The organism is Natrinema limicola JCM 13563 (assembly GCF_000337475.1).
In the GTDB taxonomy this organism is placed as follows: domain Archaea; phylum Halobacteriota; class Halobacteria; order Halobacteriales; family Natrialbaceae; genus Natrinema; species Natrinema limicola.
On record NZ_AOIT01000079.1, the window covers coordinates 1 to 853 of the forward strand.

Consider the following 853-nt stretch of genomic DNA (forward strand, 5'->3'; position numbering starts at 1 on the left):
GACTGTGGCTACGAAGCTCCCTCGAAAATCGTCTATGGCGCAGAACGCTAACAGCTGGTGAGAGCGAGAGAGCAAGCTAATCGCTCAGAGCAATCATGTGTCTCGAGGAGCAGTCGCAGTTCAATTAGTCGTCGTTACTTCGCGTCTTCGATCAACTGTTCGAAATCCCCTACCCTCCTGTACTCGTCTCTATGAGCGAGTGCGGCTTGCCCCTTTGGTGTGATTTCGTATAGTCCAGACCGTTCTTTGGGTCCGATCTTGCGTACGAGACCATAATCTGCAAGCACCGGTAGCCGAGTATTGATGTTCTGCCGACTCTTCCCCGTGTNCCGTTCTTTGGGTCCGATCTTGCGTACGAGACCATAATCTGCAAGCACCGGTAGCCGAGTATTGATGTTCTGCCGACTCTTCCCCGTGTACGACTCGAGATTCGATGCAACGTTGCGTCCCGTCTCCTCGAGTGCCTCGAGGATCAAGAAGTCTGTTGAGCGTCGAAGTCTCATTATCGCCATTCCCCATCCATTGTTGGTGATCATTATCGTGATTTTATATTAATAATGGCCATTCGCTGACAGTATTCAAGACAGCTGCTTTCACGACTGAGAAAGATCCTACNTTTTATATTAATAATGGCCATTCGCTGACAGTATTCAAGACAGCTGCTTTCACGACTGAGAAAGATCCTACGAGGATGTTCGCTGTTGATCCTATTCAGCGTGAAACAATACAGTCACTACACATGCATATTGAACAGATGTTAGTCACCGCACATTTATGCAGTCACACCGAAAAGGGTCAAATATGACTAAACAACAGAAGGAACAACTTGGGATTATAGCAGGGATTCTCGGCA

Annotated in this window: 1 protein-coding gene; it reads right to left on the minus strand. The window is 47.9% G+C overall.

The window, feature by feature from the left end:
• Positions 1-134: 134 nt before the first annotated feature.
• Positions 135-503, minus strand: a complete 369-nt coding sequence (locus tag C476_RS19570; RefSeq protein WP_083857097.1) for a hypothetical protein — start codon at positions 501-503, stop codon at positions 135-137.
• Positions 504-853 lie beyond the last annotated feature (350 nt).